8 protein-coding genes and 3 pseudogenes are annotated in these 15,654 nt (G+C 60.4%); 9 read left to right on the plus strand and 2 right to left on the minus strand.

Features of this window, described 5'->3' with window-relative positions; translation table 11 throughout:
* Positions 1-170 precede the first annotated feature (170 nt).
* Positions 171-1,814 carry a chaperonin GroEL gene (gene groL / locus B5526_RS05200; protein ID WP_079537232.1) on the plus strand — a complete coding sequence of 548 codons (1,644 nt, stop codon included), beginning with the start codon at positions 171-173 and terminating at the stop codon, positions 1,812-1,814.
* Between the two features lie 194 nt (positions 1,815-2,008).
* Here the strand turns inward: groL and B5526_RS05205 are convergent, their stop codons facing one another.
* Positions 2,009-2,557, minus strand: coding sequence for a DUF1097 domain-containing protein (locus B5526_RS05205; protein ID WP_079537233.1), 549 nt, complete (start codon positions 2,555-2,557; stop codon positions 2,009-2,011).
* 318 nt (positions 2,558-2,875) lie between these two features.
* Positions 2,876-3,235 (minus strand): annotated as a pseudogene (locus tag B5526_RS05210) (hypothetical protein); the annotation flags it as partial.
* A gap of 637 nt (positions 3,236-3,872) precedes the next feature.
* Here B5526_RS05210 and B5526_RS37390 point away from each other — a divergent pair.
* The 8 genes and pseudogenes from B5526_RS37390 to B5526_RS05250 all read left to right on the plus strand — a co-directional run.
* Positions 3,873-4,071: pseudogene (locus B5526_RS37390) on the plus strand (cold-shock protein); the annotation flags it as partial.
* A gap of 634 nt (positions 4,072-4,705) precedes the next feature.
* Positions 4,706-5,176 carry an aminoacyl-tRNA deacylase gene (locus B5526_RS05225; RefSeq protein ID WP_079537235.1) on the plus strand — a complete coding sequence of 157 codons (471 nt, stop codon included), beginning with the start codon at positions 4,706-4,708 and terminating at the stop codon, positions 5,174-5,176.
* Between the two features lie 397 nt (positions 5,177-5,573).
* Positions 5,574-6,914, plus strand: coding sequence for an extracellular solute-binding protein (locus tag B5526_RS05230; protein WP_079537236.1), 1,341 nt, complete (start codon positions 5,574-5,576; stop codon positions 6,912-6,914).
* Between the two features lie 116 nt (positions 6,915-7,030).
* Positions 7,031-8,059, plus strand: a complete 1,029-nt coding sequence (locus B5526_RS05235) for an ABC transporter ATP-binding protein (protein ID WP_079537237.1) — start codon at positions 7,031-7,033, stop codon at positions 8,057-8,059.
* Positions 8,056-9,000: a carbohydrate ABC transporter permease gene (locus B5526_RS05240; RefSeq protein WP_079537238.1), complete on the plus strand. Its 945-nt coding sequence runs from the start codon at positions 8,056-8,058 to the stop codon at positions 8,998-9,000. Before B5526_RS05235 ends, B5526_RS05240 begins: the two co-directional genes overlap by 4 nt.
* 1 nt (position 9,001) lies before the next feature.
* Positions 9,002-9,856, plus strand: coding sequence for a carbohydrate ABC transporter permease (locus B5526_RS05245; protein ID WP_079537239.1), 855 nt, complete (start codon positions 9,002-9,004; stop codon positions 9,854-9,856).
* Positions 9,857-10,423: 567 nt separating this feature from the next.
* Positions 10,424-10,540: pseudogene (locus B5526_RS38835) on the plus strand (phosphate acyltransferase PlsX); the annotation flags it as partial.
* A gap of 87 nt (positions 10,541-10,627) precedes the next feature.
* Complete coding sequence (locus B5526_RS05250; RefSeq protein WP_079537240.1) at positions 10,628-15,448, plus strand: NAD-glutamate dehydrogenase; 4,821 nt, start codon at positions 10,628-10,630, stop codon at positions 15,446-15,448.
* Positions 15,449-15,654: the final 206 nt, after the last annotated feature.

Consider the following 15,654-nt stretch of genomic DNA (forward strand, 5'->3'; position numbering starts at 1 on the left):
CGGGTTGTTCCTTATGGCGGCGATAAGAGAGCTTGATGTCGAGGCTTTCCTTCGAACGCGGCTCCGCACTATCGTCGCGGGACCAGAGCGCGTCGTATGGTCAGGGCTTCCACGATTAGGTCAGGGTCTCGCGGGAGCCTGAAAGCAAAGACTTGCTTGAGGAGGAACAAATGAGTGTCAAGGAAGTCAAATTCTCGGTCGAAGCCCGCGACAAGATGCTGCGCGGCGTCGACGTGCTCGCCAATGCGGTGAGGGTGACGCTTGGGCCGAAGGGACGCAACGTGGTGCTCGACAAATCCTTTGGCGCCCCTCGCATCACCAAGGACGGCGTCACCGTCGCGAAGGAAATCGAACTCGACGACAAGTTCGAGAACATGGGCGCGCAGATGGTGCGGGAAGTTGCGTCCAGGACCTCGTACCAGGTGGGAGATGGCACGACTACCGCAACCGTGCTCGCCCAAGCGATCCTCAAGGAGGGAGCCAAGGCGGTGGCCGCCGGGATGAACCCGATGGACCTCAAGCGCGGCGTGGATCTTGCCGTGGAATCCATTGTCGCGGACCTGAAGAAGAATTCAAAACCAGTGACATCGAACGAGGAGATCGCCCAAATTGGCAGGATCTCCGCCAACGGTGACGCCGAAATCGGATGGTTCATTGCCAACGCGATGAAGAAGGTCGGCAACGACGGCGTGATCACGGTCGAGGAGGCGAGATCGCTCGAGACCGAGCTCGAAGTGGTCGAAGGCATGCAGTTCGACCGCGGCTACATATCGCCATATTTCGTAACCAATGCCGACAGGATGCGCGTCGAGATGGAAGACCCTTACCTGCTGATCTGCGAAAAGAAGCTATCCGCGCTGCAGGAATTGTTGCCGTTGCTCGAAGCGGTGGTGAAGACGGCAAAGCCGTTGCTCATTGTCGCCGACGACGTCGAAGGCGAAGTGCTGGCGACACTCGTCGTCAATAAGCTGCGCGGCGGACTGAAGGTCGCGGCGGTGAAGGCGCCGGGCTTCGGTGATCGCCGCAAGGCGATGCTGCAGGATCTCGCCGTTCTCACCGGCGGCACGGTGATCTCTGAAGATCTCGGCATCAAGCTGGAAAACGTGACGATCAACACGCTCGGCCGCGCCAAGAAGGTGATAATCGAGAAGGAGAACACCACGATCGTCAAGGGCGCCGGCAGGAAGGCCGGCATCGAGGCACGGATTGCCGAGATCAAGGCACAGATCGAGGAGACGACCTCGGACTATGATCGGGAGAAGTTGCAGGAGCGGCTCGCCAAGCTCGCGGGCGGCGTTGCGGTGATCCGGGTCGGCGGCGCCACCGAGGTTGAGGTGAGGGAGCGTAAGGACCGCTTCGACGACGCACTTCATGCGACGCGCGCCGCGGTCGAGGAAGGCATCCTGCCCGGCGGCGGCGTCGCCTTGCTTCGCTCGATCAAGAGCATCGAAGGTATCAAGCGCGAAAATGAGGAGCAGCGGTACGGCGTCGAGATCATCAAGAAGGCGATTAGCGCACCGGCGCGACAGATCGCCACCAATGCCGGCGCCGACGACTCGGTCGTGGTCGGAAAGATCCTCGAGAAGTCGACCTATACCTACGGCTATGATGCACAATCGGGCGAGTACGGCGACCTAGTGCAGAAGGGGATTATCGATCCGACCAAGGTAGTGCGCGCAGCGCTGCAGGGGGCTGCTTCGATCGCCGGCCTCATGATCACCACCGAGGCCATGGTCGCGGAGTCGCCGAAGCGGGAGGCGACCCCGGCTCACCCGCACGACCACCACCCGCACCCAGGCGACATGGATTTCTGAGCTGCTCACACGTCCACAAGCGGTGTCGCCCGAAGAGCGGTCACGCCTGTCCAGCGTGTAGCGAAAACCTAACCCCGGACGTCTGCGAGATTTGTCGCCTCTCAATCTCATCGCCCAGCCTGCCGAGCGGCGCTGGTCCTGGTGGACCGAGTCGATGCCGAAATTGGGACCGGGCACAAAACGCCGTGCTTCGGTTATGCGTGCGCCGCCATGGTCGGCTGTTTTGTGGGCAGCACCTTCGCGAGCTGGTCCGAGGCATAGCCGAACAGGGCTCCGATCACCATCGAGACAATGAGCAAGACCAGCGGGTTGGCGAACGAGGGCGAGACCAGGTTCTGCAATGGGCCGGTGGCCGGCGCGGCGGATGGCTGGTGCAGCGAGTACGCCACAAGCGCAGCGTAACCGTAGACGTTGGCCGGTACCACGGACAGCAGATCGATCGAGGCGACGATGACCAGGAAGAAAACAGTGACGCCGACGACGATCGCTGGCCAGACCGCTCCCAAACTTGGGACCGGGACATTGACGATGATCAACAGAGCGACCCATGCGACCAGCGCACCATAGGCATTGCCGATGATCGTCTTAACGAGTGCATTGGTGTTGGCGCCGCTGTGGAAGAAGCACCGCCCAAATATAGCACAATCCCGGTGAGTCGTTCGGGAGATACTGTAAATCGGCGTCCAATCGTGACCTTGGGAGTCGGCGGCGCGGGTCGCTGATTTACACCAGTTTCTGCCGATATGGACTCTCCGAGGACCACATCGCGACCACGCCGCATGACATCAACCGGTTCCGGATCGCCGCCCTCAGTCTGGACGACTACGCCGCCGGGCTCGCTTACATGGCCGAGTTCGCTCATGACGCTGGGCAATCAGCCTACGATCTGTTCAAGGACTACCCGCAGTCCCCGGCCTGAAGAAAGTGACCGCCGACGCCTCCGGCTTCATCGCGCTGACGCCAGAAGGCATGGCCGGGGCTTCGCAGGACCTGCCGGCGGCCAAAGCTGCTGCTGCCGGTGTGCTTCCGTGCTCCTCAGCTTTTTTGGTGCGCCCCGATATCTGATGGACAACTGGCAATTGCAGCACAGTCGCTCGCTGGCCTTCGGCGAGCAGCGTCACCAGGACATTGCTTCCATCGGGAAATTCGATCGCGTCGTGATGGCGATGCGGCACATTTGGTTCGACCACAGCAAACTTGGCAACGCGGAAGCTGGTTGTTCTCGTCCAGATCCATCCCTGGTCGTACTTAACGTCTTGCTCGAAGGCTAACTCGGTTCCGGGAAGCAGGCAGACCGCCACACCGGGTTCGCCTTCGGCAGCAAAGCCACGGGTCGAGGTCCTGGGGAACGTTGTGGTGACGAGCGTCTCTCCAACCTTGGCGGGACGCGATGCCATGGCATGCAGACTATAGTCACACATCAGATTTGCTCCTCTTTCGAGATAGCGCACCCGCACCCGCGGTGGCGCGGGCGTCTATCATTGTGGTCCAGTGGTGAATATTACCCAGCTTGCGGGCAATTCTACGGCCCTCCTACAAAATCCGCCGGTTCACGCCGGCGCGCCTTACCTGGGTGAGTGCAAATCGCCTTGAAGCCAGCGTCCAAGACCCTTGGACTTCATAGGGTCTTCGTACGCGGCAAGGGTCTTGTGTACGCGATTGCAGATAGCGCATTCAAACGTATGCAAGTCGACGCCCGGGCGTGCCAGCTCGATACTGACGAGCATCATCGGGGCCTTGCACTTCGGACAAGCGGGGCGCTCAATTGCAACGAATGGAATGACGGACGACAGGCGTTGAGACTGGGGCATGATGCTTCCCTCGAATAGGCGGGAGCGCAACACTCTGTGTCACCGGTAATGCCTAGGAGGCGGAGCGGTGATTGTCTGAGTATGCGCCTCCAGGGTCTCAAACGCGAGTTAATTCGCGGATACTTGGAAGGAAGGTAGGCACCAGCCCATACTCCGGGCCCGCCTGCTCACCCCGGCGGGTTTTGCTTGCCTTCCAGATCGGCACAAGGTTGTCTCTAGGTCCTATCGGATATGGGAGACGACCGAGGTGGCGACTGGAACGGTGAAGTGGTTCAACGCGACAAAGGGCTATGAATTCATTCAGCCCGATAACGGCAGCGCGGATGTGTTCGTGCACATCTCCGCGGTCGAAAAAGCTGGGGCTCAGCGCACTCAATGAGGGTGCAAAGGTGAGCTATGAGGAAGTGCCCAACGAGGGGAAGACTTCGGCGGAGAATTTGAGGGTCGCGGGGGATTCGCCTTTACCATCGTGGAAACGGCACCGCGTCAGTGGTATATCAGGGCATGGCAAATGGTCAGGTCGTCCTCGTAACAACTGAACCGTTAGCAGGCGGTTCGCCTGTTCGCTCGGTCTACTATGTGGCTGAACAGGATCCGGCAAAGGCAAAGGCAATTGTCGGTGCAATGATGGCCCCGAATGAAAGGGTCGAAGCTTGGGGACCGCTTCCGGAAGTAGCTGTCAAAGCTCTCGGATTGAAGCCCGGCGACTTCACGCACGGATAACTGGCATCAAGTAAGACCAGCATCTGGCAGCCGATCCAGGCTAAAACTGCTTTCTAGCAAAGTTGCTTATGTGCGGCGCCGCCAGCTCCGCACATTTTTTCTAAAGTCTCGTCCCCAATTTTCTAAAGTCTCGTCCCAAAGCGGCGGTTCGATACCGCGATCCTGCCGCATCGATGGTCAGGAGATTTGGGACGTCGACGAGTTGCGTGCAGGTTCAACGGGTCAGTGAAGAGGAATTGCAGCTGGCGGATGGAAGGCCTATGTTGGCCTTATAATGACGCAACCGCCCATCGTACGGCGAGATGTGCAGGAAGACATCACGGTGGACGGTTTGCGTATTGCAACGGAGGTCACGTCATGTCCATTGCACCCACGCTCCAAAAATATCTAGCCGCCGAAAACATCCAATACGAGGAGATCCGGCACGAACTCAGCATGACGTCCGCTCGCACGGCTGAGGCGTCCCACATCTCGGGCGATCGCCTCGCCAAGGGCATCGTGTTGCGGCGCGACGGCGAATATATGCTGGCCGTCATGCCCGCATCGCATCACCTCCGCCTGTCGGAACTGAGGACGCAACTCGGTGACGATGTCGACATGGCCAATGAAGCCGAGATCAATCAGCTGTTCCGCGACTGCGCGCACGGTGCAGTTCCTGCCGTTGGCAAATGCTACGGACTGGATATCATCGTCGACTATAGCATCGAGGCACAGCCAGAGATCTATATGGAAGCCGGCGATCACGAGACGCTGCTTCATCTAAGTCATGCGCAGTTTGCGCGCCTGACGGCCAACGCGCCTCATGGGCACTTTAGCGCGCACGACTGAGGATATTCGGTCGTCTCTGCCGCGCTGGGGCATATTGGTCGGACAATCCGCGGCAACCGTCGCGCGGTCCCGAACGGGGAGATCATATTGCTGCTTGACTGTTCATGCGGCGGTGCGACGCCTCCTTACGTCTCATGCCCTCCATCGAAATCGTCTTCGAAACGCAAATGCTTAACGCTGCGGTTTGTCGGCCGAGCCGGATGTTGATAGGACAAGTTCCAGTGCCATCCGGCGAGAGATTTCTGATTGGATCGGAGCCACGCCGGTCCATTGTCTCGTTGTCAACATACCCCATCCGTGGGATAATTATTGTTAGCTAATGTCAGCGGGAGTTCGTCTCAACCGTCTTGACCGGCACACAACCTCCCGCTGAACGATCAGACAATGGGAGGTAAACATGTCATCCCATGCATCTCGTCGCTACGGCATGTCGCGCCGCGACGCCATCAAGACCGCTGTGGGTGCAGCCGCGGCCGCCGGACCATTCTTTCATGTTATGCCGGCTCGCGCAGCCAAGACACTGAAGATCCTGCAATGGAGTCACTTCGTCCCCGGCTACGACAAGTGGTTCAACAACACTTATACCAAGGAATGGGGCGCCAAGAACGGCACCGAGGTGATCGTCGACAACATCAACCTCGGCCTGATCCCTTCGCGCGCAGCGGCGGAGGTATCGGCGCAGAAGGGCCACGACCTCGTGATGTTCCTCGCGCCACCTTCGGTCTACGAAGAACAGGTCGTCGACATGAAGGATGTCTATGCCGCCTGCGAGAAGACGCACGGCAAGCCGATCGATCTTGCGGTCAAGAGTACCTATAATCCCAAGACCCAGAAATACTTCGCCTTCTCCGACAGCTTCGTGCCCGATCCGGTCAATTACCGCTCGGATCTCTGGGGCGACATCGGCATGAAGCCTGACAGCTGGGACAACGTCCGCATCGGCGGCAAGAAGATCAAGGACAAGACCGGCATTCCGGTCGGCATCGGCCTCTCCGCCGAACTCGATACGGCCATGGCCATGCGCGCGATCATGTATTCGTTCGGCGCGCACGAGCAGGACGCCGATGGAAATCTCGCCATCAATTCCAAGGAAACCCTCGAAGCACTGAAGTTCGTCAAAGCGCTGTTCCAGGAAACCGAGACGCCAGAAGTGTTCGCCTGGGATCCATCCTCGAACAATCGGCAGATGCTCGCCGGCAGGTCGTCCCTCGTGCTCAACGCGATTTCAATCACGCGCGCGGGCGAAAACGACAAGATGCCGATCCACGAAAAGATCGCGCTCGCCAAGCCGCCGAAAGGTCCGGTTCGGCAGATCGGTCTCGAGCATGTGATGGATTGCTACCTGATCTGGAAATTCTCCGAAAACATCGACGGCGCGAAGACCTTCCTGGTCGACTACATCGACAACTTCAAACAGGGCTTCATGGCCAGCGAGTTTTACAACTTCCCCTGCTTCTCAAAGACGGTCCCCGACCTGACTCAGCTCATCGCCAAGGATTCCAAGGCCGTGCCGCCGGATAAGTACGCGGTCCTTTCGGATGTGCTCGATTGGGCGACTAACGTCGGCTATCCCGGCAACTCCAATGCCGCGATCGACGAGACTTTCAATACCTGGGTGATCAACACGATGTTCGCCGAAGCTGCCGCAGGCGCGGAAACTCCGGAGGACGCTCTCAAGCGCGCAGAGGCCAAGATGAAGGCGATCTGGGCGAAATGGAAAGACCGAAAGATGATCTGATCGTCTCGCCGCGCATTGCCGTTGGGGCACAGGAGTTCTGAGCCCATCGGACCATGCCTGGCACCGAAGCTGTTCCGGTGAACGGCTTCGCAGATTGAGGCAATCGGAGCTCGCGCATGGCCATTGTAGAAACACGGCGCATCACCAAGCTTTTCGACGACGTGCGTGCCGTCGACGGCATCGATCTCATCGCGAAGGAAGGAGAATTCCTGGTTCTGCTCGGCCCATCGGGCTGCGGCAAGACGACGTTGATGCGCATGATCGCGGGGCTCGAGCGGCCAACCTCCGGCGATATCGTGATTGACGACAACATCGTCAACGACCTGCCACCGCGCGCGCGCAATGTCGCCATGGTGTTTCAAAGCTACGCGCTCTATCCGCACCTCACCGTCGAGAAGAATATCTCGTTTCCGCTGCGTGCAGTCGGCATGCCGAAGGACGATATCCGCAAGAGAGTCGATTGGGCAGCGCAGATGTTCGGCATTCAACGCTTCCTCGACCGCAAGCCGCGTCAATTATCCGGCGGTGAGCGACAGCGCGTGGCGCTTGCGCGCGCGGTGGTGCGGGAGCCGGTGGCCTTTCTTCTCGACGAGCCTCTGTCGAATCTCGACGCCAAGCTGCGCAACTCCGCACGTGACGAACTGAAGCAGTTTCAGCGCAGCCTCGGCACCACCACCATCTACGTCACCCACGATCAGGCCGAGGCGATGGGCTTAGGCGACCGCATCGCTGTCCTTAATCAGGGCCGCGTCCACCAGATCGGAACGCCGCACGAGATCTACGGCTCGCCGGCGGACGTCTTCGCCGCCACTTTCATCGGTTCGCCGCCGATGAACCTGATCGAGGACGCCAAGATCTGGATCGGGTTCCGGCCGGAAGCGTTTCTGCCAAAGGAGGTTGAACCCGATGGCGACAACGTCGATTTTCCGTTCCGCGTCACCCGCATCGAGTATCTCGGCGCTGACCGCCTGGTCTACGGGCTGATCGACGGCCGTACGCCTGAAACGCGTTTGATCTCGAAGATCCCGACGAACATTCGTACGCACATTGACGCCGGCCGGGTCTACGATTTCATCGTGCGGCGGCAGGATATCGCGCGTTTTGACCGTGAGGGTGGCCGACGCCTGGACGGAGGCGCGGCATGACGTCAGCGATCACAGGGACAGCCGGCAAGATCCGCGGAAAGGATCGCCTCCTGTCGCGTTTTGCCGACAACGATCGCTGGCTGTGGCGCGCTATGCTTGCGCCGGCGATCCTCTACATCGGCCTCCTGGTCGGCTTTCCCTTCCTGCTCTCGCTCTATTACAGTGTGTCGAGCGTGACAGTCGCCAGCCAGGACGTGCATTTTGTCGGGCTGGAAAATTTCCGGCGCATCGTGGAGAGCGGCACGTTCTGGCTTTCGCTGCAGAATACGATTGTCATCACGGTCGTTTCCCAGTTCTTCGTCCTCGTGTTCGCCAACATTCTGGCGACGGCGCTTGTTGTGGATTTCCGCGGCAGATGGCTGGTTCGGCTGTTGATCCTGCTGCCGTGGGTAGCGCCGATCTCGCTTGGCAGCATCGGTTGGCTCTGGATCTTCGATTCGATTTACAGTGTCATCAACTGGACCGCGCGCGCGGTCGGCCTGCTCGGGCCCAACGAATGGCCGATCTGGCTTGGTCAACCAACTCTGGCAAGGGCATCGATCATCATCGTCAATGTATGGCGCATCCTGCCGCTGGCGACCGTCATTGTCCTCGCCGGGCTGTCGTCGATCCCGCAGGATATTCATGATGCGGCGGAGGTGGATGGCGCCGGGTTCTGGCGCCACCATTTCCAGATCACGACGCCGCTGATTCTTCCGATCACGCTGGTGGCGCTGTTGTTTGGCATCATTTTCACGTTCACCGACATGATTGTGGTGTTCGTGCTAACGCGCGGCGGTCCCTACGACACCACACAGGTTATCGCCAGTTGGGCCTATTTTACGGGAATTCAGGGTGGCGATCTGGCGGGAGGAGCCGCCATCTCGCTGTTCCTCTTTCCCGTCCTTGCTGGCGTTGCAGTCCTGTTCTTGTGGTTAGCCCGGCACACCGAGGTCACGTGACATGACCCGTGGATCCGCCCGCGCACGACATATTGCCGGCAAGGCCGTCCACGCCGCCGTCCTCGTCTTCTTCGTGACGTTCCTCGCCTTTCCTTTTTACTGGATGATGATCACCGCTTTCAAAGCCAACCAGGACTTGTACAACGTACAAAACAATCCTTATGTGTTTAACAGCCCCCCGACGTTGCGGCACCTTTCGGTGCTGTTTCAGGACACTCAATACCTGCAATGGCTGTTGAATACCGGCTTCGTCGGAGTCGCCGTCGTCATCATCACGCTCTTGCTCACCGTCCCGGCAGGCTACGCGCTCGCGCGCATGACCGGCGCATGGGCGCAAACCTTGGGCGTGACGATATTCCTCACCTATCTGGTGCCGCCGACGATCCTGTTTATCCCGTTCTCGCGCATCATCGCGATACTGGGATTGCAGGATTCGGTGTGGTCGCTCATCCTCGTCTATCCGAGCTTCACCGTGCCGTTTTGCACCTGGCTTCTGATGGGCTTCTTCAAGGCGATCCCGCGCGATCTCGAGGACGCAGCCATGATCGACGGGCTGAGCCGGTTTGGCGCATTCATCAAGGTGGTGATGCCGATTTCGGTTGCCGGGATACTTACGGCGGTGATCTTCACCTTCACTTTGGTAACGCAAGAGTTTGTCTACGGCGTGACGTTTATCACCGCGTCGTCGAGCTATACGGTGAGCGTCGGCGTGCCGACCTTTCTTGTGCGGGGCGATGTCTATTTCTGGGGCTCGATGATGGCGGCCTGCCTGATTGCAAGCGTCCCAATCGCTATTATCTATAATTTCTTCGTCGCTCGCTTTGTAGCCGGCTTTACCATGGGCGCCATTAAGTAATGCCCATGAAACCAAACGCTCTTCAATTGTCGGCACGCGGGTAGATTGCCATCCCCGCGCTAACTTCGGACTTTCACTGCATCTTTGCCATGCGCTTTGCGACGGTCGCCAGAAACTCTCGCGAAGCAAGCGCTCAGGAACCAACGCAACGAGATCAATCGTGCGCGCGGCGTCAAGGAGGCATAAAAACTCGGCAGAGAGACCGCGAAATTACGTGTGAGATTCTGCTTGCTCTGAGCGTAACGGAATCCCGTCGCGAGAGTCGACGAGTTATGCGAAGCAAGCGGCGAGCTGGTGTCCGTCCATCCCGGATCATGTCCTGAACAGGCTTTCGCCGGAACATGCTAGATGTCGTAATAGAGATGGAACTCGTGAGGATGAGGGCCCAGCCGGATGGCATCGACCTCCCTTTTTCGCTTGTAGTCGAGCCAGGTTTCGGTCAGACGTTGAGACGAGGCCGAGCGATACCTCTATCATGCAACGATCGCACGGGGCGAAAGGCTGGGGCGCGGAAGTGCCCTACTTTGCCCAAGGGCGCCCGAGGAGGCGAGCGCCAGGCGCTCCCTCTCAATGCTACGAGAACAGCTGAAACCTCACAGTGGAGGTGTATTTCTGGGATTGAATGGCATTGTTATCAAGAGCCACGGAGGCTCCGACGCCGAGGCAAACGCCATCAATCTCGGTTAAGATAGTGGCGCTCCAAGAGTTGCGCTTCAAAATCAAGCAGACGATAGCGTCTGCTGTCAGGCGGCGCGGCAAACGGAGGACGTTATGGCGTGGCGTGACGACAAGGCTCGGGCAACCCTGATCCGCGAGGCTGCGGGAAGCATGCAGCCGGGCAAGACGCCCCGGGCCTTTGCCGAGCTTTTGTTCGACCACACCAATATCGAGGACCTCGCCAACTACGATGCGGCCTCCCTGGCCTTCCTGGCTGAACAGGCCTGGGAACATGTGCAGCGACGCACAACGGGCAGTGCCGATATCCGCGTCATCAATCCGATGATGCCGGACGGGCGCGAGATTTCCGTGCTCGAAGTTCTCAACGACAACATGCCCTTCCTGTTCGATTCCACCATGGCGGAGCTCGCCGAGCAGGGCATCGAAGTCACGCTGGTTGCCCATCCGATCATCGCCGTGGAGCGTGATGAGCAAGGCAAGCTCCTGCGTTTCTACGGCGAAACGCTGACAGAAGGGGCAAAGGGCGAGCGCGAAAGCCTGATCCATATCCACATCGCCCGTCTCGACGCCGATGCCGACCGCCAGAAGCTGATCGACGGCCTTACCAAGACGTTCAACGACGTGCGCGCCTGCGTCGCCGACTGGCAAGCTATGCGCGCCCGCGTCGAACAGGCGATCAAGACCTTCCGCTCCAACCCACCGCCGCTGCCGATCGACGAGGTCGCCGAAGCCAACCAGTTCCTGCAGTGGCTGTGCGCCGACAATTTCACCTTCCTGGGCCTGCGCGAATATCGCTTCTCGTTCGACAGCGATGCGTCGGACGAAATCAGCACGGGCGAAGGCCTCGGCATCCTGCGCGATCCCGATGTGAAGGTCCTGCGCCGCGGCACCGAAATGGTGGTGATGACGTCGGAAATCCGCGAATTCATGCGCGAGCCGACCGTCCTCATCGTCATCAAGGCCAATGTAAGCAGCCGCGTTCATCGCCGCATCCGCATGGATTATGTCGGCATCAAGCTCTATACGCCCGACGGCCGGCTCGAGGGAGAATTGCGCCTCGTCGGCCTGTTCACCTCGGGCGCCTATACCCGCTCGACGCGGCAGATCCCCTATGTACGCCACAAGGTGGCGCAGGTGCTCGGGCGCGCCGGCTTCGACCCGGACAGCCACTCAGGCAAGGCCGTCCAGCATATCCTCGAAGAATATCCGCGCGACGAACTCTTCCAGGTCGATGCCGAGACGCTCTACAATTTCGTTATGGAAATCCTGATACTTTATGAGCGCCCCCGCGTGCGGGCGCTGGCACGGGCCGACAAATTCGACCGCTTCGTCTCCATCCTCGTCTTCATTCCGCGCGAGAAATATGACACCGATGTGCGTACGCGCGTCGCGGCCTTCCTGGCGCAGGTCTATAAAGGGAGTCTGGCAGCGTCCTACGCCTCCTTCCCCGAAGGGTCGCTTGCCCGCGTCCACTACATCATCGGGCGCTATGAAGGCGAAACGCCTGTCATCGCGCGAGCCACGCTGGAAGCCGAGATCAGCGCCATCGCCGCGACCTGGGGCGACAAGCTGAAAGCCGCGCTCGCCACCTCTACCGACGGCATGCGGGCCCGCATGCTCGCCAACCGTTATGCCCAGGCCTTCACCGGCGGCTATACAGAAACCTTCGGCACCTCACAGGCGATTGCCGATATCGCCACCATCGAGAAGCTCACTCCGGCTCGTCCGGTGGCGATTTCGGTTCACCGCATCGAGGGCGAGGCCGATCCGACGCGCTTCGGCCTCAGGGTCTTCTCGCGTGGCGCGCCCTTGTCGCTGTCCTACCGGGTGCCAGTGATCGAACATCACGGCCTGCGCGTGGTCAACGAACGCACCTATCAGATCGTGCCCAGCGCGACGCCGGCACCCGCGCCGGTATGGCTGCACGATATGACGATCGAGGCCAATGACGGCAAGCCGATCGTTATCGGCACGGAATTCAACCATCGCCTGGAAGCCTCGATCATGGCGGTGGTGGGCGATCGCGCCGAATCCGACGGGTACAACGCCCTGATCCTGCGGACAGTCTTGAGCTGGCGCGAAATTTCGGCCATCCGGGCCCTCTCCCGCTACCTGCGCCAGATCCGCGCGCCGTTCAGCCAGGACTATATGTGGGAGACTTTGCGCAAGAATACCGCGATCACCACCAGCATTGTCGCTCTGTTCCGGGCCCGCTTCGACCCGTACCTCGTCGCCACCGGCGCCGAGCGCTCGGCACGCGAGACGGCCATCCTCGCCGAGATCGAGGAGCAGCTCAAATCCGTCGCCTCGCTCGACGAAGACCGCATCCTGCACCGTTTCACCAATCTGGTGCAGGCAACCATCCGCACCAATCTGTGGCAGATCGGCCAGGACGGGCATCCGCGTCCGGTGATCTCCTTCAAATTCGAAGCGCGCAAGATCGAGGACCTGCCGGCGCCGCGGCCGCTTTACGAGATTTTCGTCTATTCACCGCGTGTCGAAGGCATTCATCTGCGCTTCGGCAAAGTGGCGCGCGGCGGCCTCCGCTGGTCCGACCGGCCGCAGGATTTCCGTACCGAGATCCTCGGCCTGGTCAAGGCACAGCAGGTCAAGAACGCCGTGATCGTGCCGGTCGGCGCCAAAGGCGGCTTCGTGCCCAAACGCCTGCCGCCGCCCTCCAATCGCGATGCCTGGATAGCGGAAGGCACCGAAACCTATCGCATCTTCATTCGCTCGTTGCTCGAACTCACCGATAATCTCGCTGGCGACGCGATCGTGCCGCCCGATAACACCGTGCGGCACGATGGCGATGACCCCTATCTCGTCGTCGCCGCCGACAAGGGCACCGCCACATTCTCCGACACCGCCAACGCTATCTCGGCCGAGAAGGGCCATTGGCTTGGGGATGCTTTCGCCTCCGGCGGCAGCCAGGGCTATGACCACAAGAAGATGGGCATCACCGCGCGCGGTGCGTGGGAAGCCGTCAAACGCCATTTCCGCGAGCTCGGCACCGATATCCAGACCATGCCCTTCACCGCTGCCGGTGTGGGCGACATGTCCGGCGACGTCTTTGGCAATGGCATGCTGCTCTCGCCGGCGACGAGGCTCGTCGCGGCTTTCGATCACCGCGACATCTTCATCGATCCCTCGCCCGACCCGGCCATCAGCCGTGCCGAGCGCCTGCGCATGTTCAACCTGCCGCGGTCGAGCTGGCAGGATTACAACAAGTCGCTGATCTCGCAAGGCGGCGGCGTGTTCTCGCGTTCGCTCAAGGCAATCCCGCTCGCGCCGGAAGTGCGGACCTTGCTCGATGTCGATAAGCCGCAAGCCACGCCTTTCGAGGTGATGACGGCGATCCTAAAGGCACGCGTCGACCTCCTCTGGTTTGGCGGCATTGGCACCTATATCCGCGCTTCGGTGGAAAGCGACGATCAGGTCGGCGATCGCGCCAATGATCCGATCCGTGTCACGGGCGCGGATATCCGCGCCCGGGTGATTGGCGAAGGCGCCAATCTCGGCGCGACCCAGCGCGGCCGCGTCGAAGCGGCGCAGAAAGGCATCAAACTCAACACCGACGCAATCGACAATTCGGCCGGGGTCAACACCTCCGACGTCGAGGTCAATCTCAAAATCGCGCTGGCGCGCCCCGAACGCGATGGACGCCTCAGCCAGAACGATCGCAACAGCCTGCTTGCCGCGATGACCGACGAGGTCGGCACGCTGGTGCTACGCAATAATTATCTGCAGACGCTGGCGCTTTCGCTAACCGAACGCAAGGGCGTAGCCGAGACCGGCTTCCTCACCCGCCTGATGCAATCACTCGAGCAGCGCGGCCTCCTTGACCGCGCCGTGGAGTTCCTGCCAGACGATATGGCGATCACCGAGCGCACCCGGCGTGGCCAGCCCTTTACCCGGCCGGAACTTGCCGTGCTGCTCGCTTACGCCAAGCTGACGCTTTACGATGATCTGCTCGTCACCAGCGTGCCGGACGATCCTTATCTCGCCCGCGAATTGTCCCAATACTTCCCGCACGAGGTTCAGGACAAATTCCCCAATTCGGTGCAATTCCATCGCCTTCGGCGGGAGGTCATCTCGACTAATCTCGCCAATGCCGTGATCAATCGCGGCGGTCCGGCTTGCGTCGTACGCCTGATCGACGAGACGGATGCCGACGTGTCCACCATCGCCATGGCCTTCGTGGCGGTGGATGAAACCTACGACCTCAAGCGGCTAAACGACGCGATTGATAAGCTCGACACCAATATCGAGGGTCAATTGCAGCTTGGCCTCTACGCCTCGGTTCAGGATCTCCTGCTCTCCCGCGTGGTCTGGTATGTGCGCAATGTCGATTTCAGCGTCGGTCTGGAAGCGGTGATCTCGCGCTTCGGCTCCGGCATCCGTGAGATCGCCGCCGGGCTCGACAATACCCTCCCGCAGGATATCCAGGCCGGGCGCAGCAAGCGCCGGCAAGACCTGACCGATGGTGGCGTCCCGGCTGAACTTGCCGGCGAACTTGCCGATCTCGACGCCGTGGTCTCCGCACCCGATATCGTGACGGTCGCAGAGCGCACCAACCGCGCCATCGGCGATACGGCCACGACCTTCTTCGCCGCCGAGGCCAATTTCCGTCTCGACCGCATCATCGCCGCCGCACGCGGCGTGCCGGCGAACGATTTTTTCGAACGTCTCGCCGTCGACCGCGCCGTTGACCAGATCGCAGCCGCCGAAAGAAGACTGGTCGCCGATATGCTGGCAACCGGCCAGTCCGGCCTGCAGGCCGCCGAGAACTGGCTCGCGGCCCATCCTGAAGCTACGCGCATCCGCCGTTTGGTCGAAGAGATCGCTGCCAGTGGACTGACGCTCGCCAAGCTGACGGTGGCGGCGAACTTGCTGGGGGATTTGGTGAGGGGCTGAGAAGGCACGCCTCATAACCGTAGATCAGCTGGTTGCGGGGACACGCAACTCCCGATTCTTGCGAGCGCTCGAGAAACCCATTCCGAGGTTGGCTGCGTAGTAACAATGGAGTGTCCCTCCGAAGGCATCACCGGAGTTTTGGTTGGTAAGATCTCTATTGAAAGGGCAACGGCGTCGCCGACGCCGGCTTCGGGTCTACGGCGAGG

The organism is Bradyrhizobium lablabi, from assembly GCF_900141755.1.
GTDB lineage: Bacteria > Pseudomonadota > Alphaproteobacteria > Rhizobiales > Xanthobacteraceae > Bradyrhizobium > Bradyrhizobium lablabi_A.

Bases quoted from the DNA above. Each gene is read 5' to 3' on its own strand.
- B5526_RS05225 (WP_079537235.1), top strand. From the start codon at position 4,706: ATGTCCATTGCACCCACGCTCCAAAAATATCTAGCCGCCGAAAACATC.
- B5526_RS05240 (WP_079537238.1), top strand. From the start codon at position 8,056: ATGACGTCAGCGATCACAGGGACAGCCGGCAAGATCCGCGGAAAGGAT.
- B5526_RS05235 (WP_079537237.1), top strand. From the start codon at position 7,031: ATGGCCATTGTAGAAACACGGCGCATCACCAAGCTTTTCGACGACGTG.
- B5526_RS05245 (WP_079537239.1), top strand. From the start codon at position 9,002: ATGACCCGTGGATCCGCCCGCGCACGACATATTGCCGGCAAGGCCGTC.
- groL (WP_079537232.1), top strand. From the start codon at position 171: ATGAGTGTCAAGGAAGTCAAATTCTCGGTCGAAGCCCGCGACAAGATG.
- B5526_RS05250 (WP_079537240.1), top strand. From the start codon at position 10,628: ATGGCGTGGCGTGACGACAAGGCTCGGGCAACCCTGATCCGCGAGGCT.
- B5526_RS05230 (WP_079537236.1), top strand. From the start codon at position 5,574: ATGTCATCCCATGCATCTCGTCGCTACGGCATGTCGCGCCGCGACGCC.